This is a genomic window from Amycolatopsis sp. NPDC059021, assembly GCF_042739895.1.
Lineage (GTDB): Bacteria > Actinomycetota > Actinomycetes > Mycobacteriales > Pseudonocardiaceae > Amycolatopsis.
Genome location: NZ_JBHYIQ010000196.1, coordinates 1 through 6,183, shown reverse-complemented (window position 1 = coordinate 6,183; position 6,183 = coordinate 1). Strand labels below are relative to the sequence as shown.

7 protein-coding genes are annotated in these 6,183 nt (G+C 70.8%); 1 reads left to right on the top strand and 6 read right to left on the bottom strand.

Annotated elements, in window-relative coordinates; genetic code table 11:
• Positions 1 to 87 precede the first annotated feature (87 nt).
• The 5 genes from ftsZ to ACFWX1_RS47715 all read right to left on the bottom strand — a co-directional run bounded on the left by ftsZ (position 88) and on the right by ACFWX1_RS47715 (position 4,297).
• Positions 88 to 1,440 carry a cell division protein FtsZ gene (gene ftsZ / locus ACFWX1_RS47735; RefSeq protein WP_378396578.1) on the bottom strand — a complete coding sequence of 451 codons (1,353 nt, stop codon included), beginning with the start codon at positions 1,438 to 1,440 and terminating at the stop codon, positions 88 to 90.
• A 219-nt stretch (positions 1,441 to 1,659) separates the two neighbouring features.
• On the bottom strand, positions 1,660 to 2,427 hold the full coding sequence (locus tag ACFWX1_RS47730; RefSeq protein ID WP_378396577.1) for an anti-sigma factor domain-containing protein: 768 nt from the start codon (positions 2,425 to 2,427) through the stop codon (positions 1,660 to 1,662).
• The gene (gene sigK, locus ACFWX1_RS47725) at positions 2,424 to 3,020 is read right to left on the bottom strand and encodes an ECF RNA polymerase sigma factor SigK (RefSeq protein WP_378396576.1); all 597 of its coding nucleotides are present in this window, start codon (positions 3,018 to 3,020) and stop codon (positions 2,424 to 2,426) included. The genes ACFWX1_RS47730 and sigK overlap by 4 nt, the downstream gene beginning before the upstream one ends.
• Positions 3,013 to 3,717 carry a DUF1365 family protein gene (locus ACFWX1_RS47720; protein ID WP_378396575.1) on the bottom strand — a complete coding sequence of 235 codons (705 nt, stop codon included), beginning with the start codon at positions 3,715 to 3,717 and terminating at the stop codon, positions 3,013 to 3,015. Before ACFWX1_RS47720 ends, sigK begins: the two co-directional genes overlap by 8 nt.
• 49 nt (positions 3,718 to 3,766) lie before the next feature.
• Entirely contained in the window at positions 3,767 to 4,297 is a 531-nt protein-coding gene (locus tag ACFWX1_RS47715; protein ID WP_378396574.1) for a DinB family protein, read from the bottom strand.
• Positions 4,298 to 4,368: 71 nt separating this feature from the next.
• On the opposite strand from ACFWX1_RS47715, the gene ACFWX1_RS47710 reads away from it, so the two are divergent.
• Positions 4,369 to 5,076 carry a heparin lyase I family protein gene (locus ACFWX1_RS47710; RefSeq protein ID WP_378396573.1) on the top strand — a complete coding sequence of 236 codons (708 nt, stop codon included), beginning with the start codon at positions 4,369 to 4,371 and terminating at the stop codon, positions 5,074 to 5,076.
• Positions 5,077 to 5,141: 65 nt separating this feature from the next.
• Here the strand turns inward: ACFWX1_RS47710 and ACFWX1_RS47705 are convergent, their stop codons facing one another.
• Positions 5,142 to 5,972 (bottom strand): NAD(P)H-binding protein, encoded by an 831-nt coding sequence (locus ACFWX1_RS47705; RefSeq protein ID WP_378396572.1) that lies wholly within the window; start codon positions 5,970 to 5,972, stop codon positions 5,142 to 5,144.
• Positions 5,973 to 6,183: the final 211 nt, after the last annotated feature.

Sequence of the window (6,183 nt, the reverse complement as noted above, 5' to 3'; positions counted from 1 at the left end):
TCGCCCACTCCCACACCCACGCCGCGTCAAACCCCCCATTCAGCTCGTCTAACGCGGGGAAAGTCCCCTTCAGCTCAGGACGGAGAATCAGCGCCGCATGAACGGCGGGACGTCGACCTCGTCGTCGGACGGGTCGTCGTGCACCGGGGCGGCGCGGGGCGGCAGGCTGCCCTGGCCCGGGCTCGAACCCAGCGGCGAGTAACCCCGCGAGCCGCCGCCCGGCTGCGGGAGGCCGCCGGAGGCCGAACCGTGCGTGGAGCCGTGGCCCGCGGAACCGTTGCCCGCGGGCGGGATCGGCGAGTGGGTGCGGGTCGGGGGCACCGGGTAGCCGCTGGACCCGTTGGACGAGGACGGGACCGGGGTCGCGCCCGAGGGCGACGGCGTGCCGCCGGGCGGCGTGGACCCGCCGCCGACCTGCCCGGCCGAGGCCGAGGCGGTCGCACCACCCTGCCGCGAACCGAACGTCGAGGGGTCGAGCTTCTTGTGGGTCGGCGCGCCGGCGTCGAACCCGGCGGCGATCACGGTGACGCGGACCTCGTCGCCGAGCGAGTCGTCGATGATCGTCCCGAAGATGATGTTCGCGTCGGGGTGCGCGGACTCCTGCACCAGCGACGCGGCCTCGTTGATCTCGAACAGCCCCAGGTCCGAGCCGCCCGCGATGGACAGCAGCGCGCCGTGGGCGCCGTCCATCGAGGCCTCCAGCAGCGGCGAGTTGATCGCCTTCTCCGCGGCCTGTATCGCCCGGCCCTCCCCGCGCGCGGAGCCGATGCCCATGAGCGCGGAGCCCGCGCCGGACATGACGCTCTTGACGTCGGCGAAGTCCAGGTTGATCAGACCGGGCGTGGTGATCAGGTCGGTGATGCCCTGGACACCGGACAGCAGCACCTCGTCGGCCGAGCGGAACGCGTCCATCAGGGACACGCCGATGTCGCCGAGCTGCAGCAGCCGGTCGTTCGGGATGACGATCAGCGTGTCGCACTCGTTGCGCAGCGCCTGGATGCCCTCCTCGGCCTGCTTGCCGCGGCGCTTGCCCTCGAAGGTGAACGGCCGGGTCACGACGCCGATCGTCAGCGCGCCGAGCTTGCGCGCGATCTGCGCCACCACGGGCGCGCCACCGGTACCGGTGCCACCACCCTCACCGGCGGTCACGAACACCATGTCGGCGCCCTTGATGACCTCTTCGATCTCTTCGCGGTGGTCCTCGGCGGCCTTCTGGCCGACCTCGGGGGCGGCGCCGGCGCCGAGGCCACGGGTGAGTTCACGGCCGATGTCCAGCTTGACGTCGGCGTCGGACATGAGCAGTGCCTGCGCGTCGGTGTTCACCGCGATGAACTCGACACCCTTGAGGCCGACCTCGATCATGCGGTTCACGGCGTTCACGCCGCCGCCGCCGATACCGACGACCTTGATCACCGCAAGGTAGTTGTGCGGGGGCGTCATCGGGTCCGCCTTCCTGATCGTTGTGCCCGTGCTGCCCGTCGGCCCGGCCAGAACCCTCAACCTCAACTCAAGAATGAGAGTTATGTCAACTGCCGACGTTGAGCAGGACGGTAGGCACCACGCAGGCCGGAATCCAGTAGCCACGCCGTGCGGAGCAAAGGTGTTTTCCCACAACGCGTTCCCCGGCGCAAGAGCACGAGGCCCGCGGGACCCACAAGATCACCCCGGCATGGGCATCACGAGCACGACGTCCGCCGACGGCGCACCGGTCGCCGAACCACCCGCGCGCTCGATGCTCAACGCGACTTTTTCGGCGCCACGCAGGCCGTTCGCCACGATCATCGAGCCGGCCGGGCCGTCGTTGAGCAGCCCGGCCGGGCGCGGCGCGCCCGCGGGCGGCATCAGCCAGGCCTGGTAGACGCGCCCCGGCGGTCGCGGCGGCAGCCCGGTGTCCATGAACACCAGCTGATCCATCGACCGCGACGCGACCACTGTCCCGCCACCGCCGATCGACGCCGACCCGTGCCCGGTCTTCGCGTCCGGCGCGGCGAGGATCCGCGAGACCGGGGCGTACGCGGCCTTGGTCCGGTCCAGTTCCTGGCGCGCGGCGACGAGATCGTGGTTCTGCGTGTAGGCCACGGCCCCGCCGACCCCGGCGAGCGCGAAGCCGATCACCGCCGCCGCGACACCCCAGCGGGACGCCTTGCCGGTGCGGCGCGGCAGCGGCTCGTCGGCGGGATCACGACGTCCGGACGGCGACAGCTGGCGGGTGGCGTGCATCGTCGCCAGGACGCGCTGCTTGAGCGCGGGCGGCGGGGGCTCGGCCATCGCCATCCCCAGCCGCGCGGCGGTGGCCCGCAGTTCGCGGACCTCCAGCGCGCAGGATTCGCACTGTTCCAGATGCCGCCGGAATTCCGCACGCTCCACATCGGACACCGCGTCGAGCGCGAACGCGCCGGCGAGGGTGTGCATCTCGGGACTGGTCACGACCCCACCCCCAGGCAGTCGCGCAGCCGGATGAGCCCGTCGCGCAGCCGGGTCTTGATCGTGCCCTGCGGGGTGGCCAGCACCTCGGCGACCTCTCGATACGTGTAGCCCTGGTAGTACGCCAGCAGGACCGACTCCCGCTGCAGTTCGGTCAGGTGATCCAGGCAGCGGCGGACCTGCGAGCGTTCCAGCCGCGCCGTCACCGATTCGGCGACCTCGTCGAACGGTCTGCCCCGCGCCGCTTCGAACGTCGCCTTCTGTTCCCGGTCGGTGCTCGCGCGTGCCGAGCGGACACGGTCGACGGCGCGGCGGTGCGCCAGCGTCATCGCCCAGTTCAGCGCGCTCCCCTTGGCCGGGGAGTACCGCGTCGCCGTGCGCCACAGCTCGACGAGTACCTCCTGCGCGACCTCCTCGGACTGCGCGACGTCGCGCACGATGCGCCGCACCAGCCCGAAAATCGGCCCGGCCAGGACGTCGTAGAGCTGCTCGAAGGCTCGCTCGTCCCCCTTCGCCACCCGCACCATGAGGTCCTCGGCCGTGAACCCGGACGGGCCGACAGCCGACAGCCGGCGGGGACGCGCGGTCTCATCCATCGAGCTGACCTCCGGCGTTCCGCGGGGTACCGGCCATGATCCGCGCCCCGATGCCGTGGCCGCGGGCGGGCACGGCCGGGCGGCGCGGCAGCGACTGCCGGGCCAGCACGGTGCGGACCAGCCATCTCCGCGTCGCGGGGCGGCGAATCCCTCGCAGCGTAGCGACAAACGGCGTCCGGTCGTCCTGCTCGCACGCGACGGTCACCGCGAGCAGCGATTCCGGATTCGGCAGATGCATCCGGTATTCGCCGTCCATCGCCGGGAACGGTGACACGGCGAACCGCTCGCCCGCGCCGGGGCGCAGCAGATAGGCGTGCCGGTCGCGCCGGGTGCCGTGTACCTCGGCGACGACGCAGACGAGTGCGCCGTCCGGGCCGTGACACCAGAACACGGTGATCGGGCCGGCCGCGTGGCCGGGCGAGCGCGCCCCGGCGAGCATCAGCACCCGGCCGCCGCGCAGGTCGATCCCCCGGCCCGCGAGCCAGGCGTCGAGTTTCGCGCGGATGCTCGCGTCGCCGCCGGGCGCGAAATGGTCCCGGCCGTCGAAACGCACGAAAGGCCGCAGCCACCAGGGCAGCCGCGGCGGGGCGTCGAGGTCGATGAGCCACAGGTAGCTCCGGTGGGCGGACGCGCGCGGCGGCCCCGCCCGCCACACGTGGGCGACCGTGGCGTCGTACAGCGCGGTGATCGTGGGCACGCAAGGGCTTCGGCACCGCCGGGTGCCCGGATTGGCCCGTTCCCGGCGGCTACTCGCCGGTGCTGCCGTCGATCAGCTCGCGCAGCAGGTCGAGGTGCCCGGCGTGCCTGCCGGTCTCCTCGATCATGTGCGCCACGACCCAGCGGACGGTGAGCCGGTTGCCGTCGCGGAACGGGAATTCGTCGGAGAAACCGAGCCGGGCGACGACTTCGCGGCTGTTCCGGCATTCCGCCTCGTAGGCCGCGACGAGTTCGGTGACCGGGACGTCCGGGTCCAGCCGGAAGTCCGCGTCGCGGTCCTCGGCGAGGATCTCCGCCCAGGTGTCCGGCTCACCGCCCAGGACGACGCGGAACCAGTACTGCTCGACGTAGGCCAGATGCCGGAGGAGCCCGGCGATCGTGGTCAGCTCGCTGGGCAGCAGCGAACGCCGGGCCTGCTCGTCGCTCAGCCCGGACGCCTTCAGCACCACCGTCGCGCGCAGGTAGTCGAGGAACCCGGTCAGCTGCGCGCGTTCGCCGCCCAGCATCGGCGGTTCCGGCCGCGCCTCGTTCTCTGCCACGGCCCCAGTCTTCCCGATCATCACCGGCATTAGGCGCGTGCGCCCGATCGCCGGTACCGCGGTCCCGGCACGGTGGTCTACACCTCGGATGTATGAACCGTTCTGTGGTAGCTCTGCTGACGTCAGGATTGCTCGTGCTGTCCGCCGTCCCGGCCAGTGCCTCGGTACTCTGGGACGGCGACGCCGCCAGGGGAACCGGGGTCTTCGGCAACATCAACGGGGAATGTGCCAGCCCCGGCAGCGTGTCGACGGTCAAGGACCCGGCGAAGGGGACTGTGTTCCGCTACGCGAAACCGAGCGGGAGCAACCGGTGCGAGAGCCGGGGGATCAAGGTCGGCGGGAGTAAGTACACCTTTCGCAGTGGTCAGACCTTTTACCTCGGCTGGTCCTTCAAACTCTCGAACACCGTGAACAACAACGCGGTCTTCCAGTGGAAGTCCTACGGCAACCACATCCAGAACTATCCCGTGGTGCTCAAGATGATCGACGGCAAACTCTCGTTGCTGCAACGCCAGCCCGACGTCACCAGGGTCATCTGGGACAAGCCGATCGGCGCGAACGAATGGCACAAGGTCGTGCTCGGCCTGCACCTGTCGGACCAGACCACCGGCGGCTGGGTCGAGCTGTACGTCGACGGGGCTCAACAGACCTTCACCGACGGCGGGAAACGCTGGGCGTGCCGCACGTTCGACAGCGTCAACGATCCGAAGTGGGGTGTCTACGGCGCGGCGGGCAGCACGGTCGAGAACTACGTCGGCGGCCTCAAGATCGGGACCATCTACGCCGACGTCTCGGGCTGAGAAGTCCGTGGGGGCCTCCTTGAGGGAGCCTGGGTCCCTCAAGGAGGCCCCCACGGACAGCCGGCCTACCGGAACGCGTCGGCGTTCTTGACCGCCCAGTCCGCGTAGGTCATTCCGGACCTGCCGGTGATCCGCTCGACCTCGCCGGTCGGGACCTGCGGATTCGCCGCCACCCGGGCGAAACCCTCCACCAGCCAGTCGGCGATACCCTCGGGCATGCCCTGCGCCGTCCACTCCCGCCGGTGCTCGTCCGGGCTCAGTTCCACGAACGCGATTTCCTTGCCCAGCGCGGCGCCGATGGCCTCGACCTGCTCGCGCTGGGTGACCGCCGCAGGACCGCTCAGCTCGTACGTCTTGCCGACATGCCCGTCGGACACCAGGGTCCGCGCGGCCACGGCGGCGATGTCCCCGAGGTCGATCGGCGTGATCCTGGCGTCGGCGTAGCTCGTCCGGACCTCGCCCTCGCGCACCATTCCGGCCCAGCCGAAGGTGTTCATCATGAACGCGCCGGGCCGCAGGAAGGTCCAGTCCAGCTCCGCCGCCCGCACCGCCTTCTCGACGGCCTCGAACTCGTGGCCGCTGGACATCTCGTGGGTTTCCCCGACGCTGCTCCCCGACAGCGCCACCACCCGGCGTACGCCTTCCTCGCGCGCCAGCCGGGTGAACTTCTCCACGGTGCGCGCCATCGGCGCGAGATAGACCGCGTCGACTCCCTTCAACGCCACCGGCAGCGTCGAGGGCTTCGCCAGCGAACCGACGACCACCTCGGCCTCCGGCGGCAACGCCGCCCGCACCGGATCCACCGTGAGCGCCCGGACCCGCTCGCCGGCCGCCACCAGTTCGTCGACCACCAGCCTGCCGACGTTGCCGGTCGCTCCCGTCACCAGGATCGTCACGCGTTCCCCCTTTGTCGTATGCCGTACGAAATCGGGGCCGATAGTACGGCATACGGGAACCACCGCGCCAGTGAAATCTGGTGCTGACGGCGTTCGGGATGACGGGGTCGAGCGCTCCATGAGGTTTTCTCATTGAGGTGGTGGGGCCTCGTTGCGGGGGCGGGGTGGTGTCGCGAACGCTCCGTTCAGGACGCTCATCGTCGGCAACCTG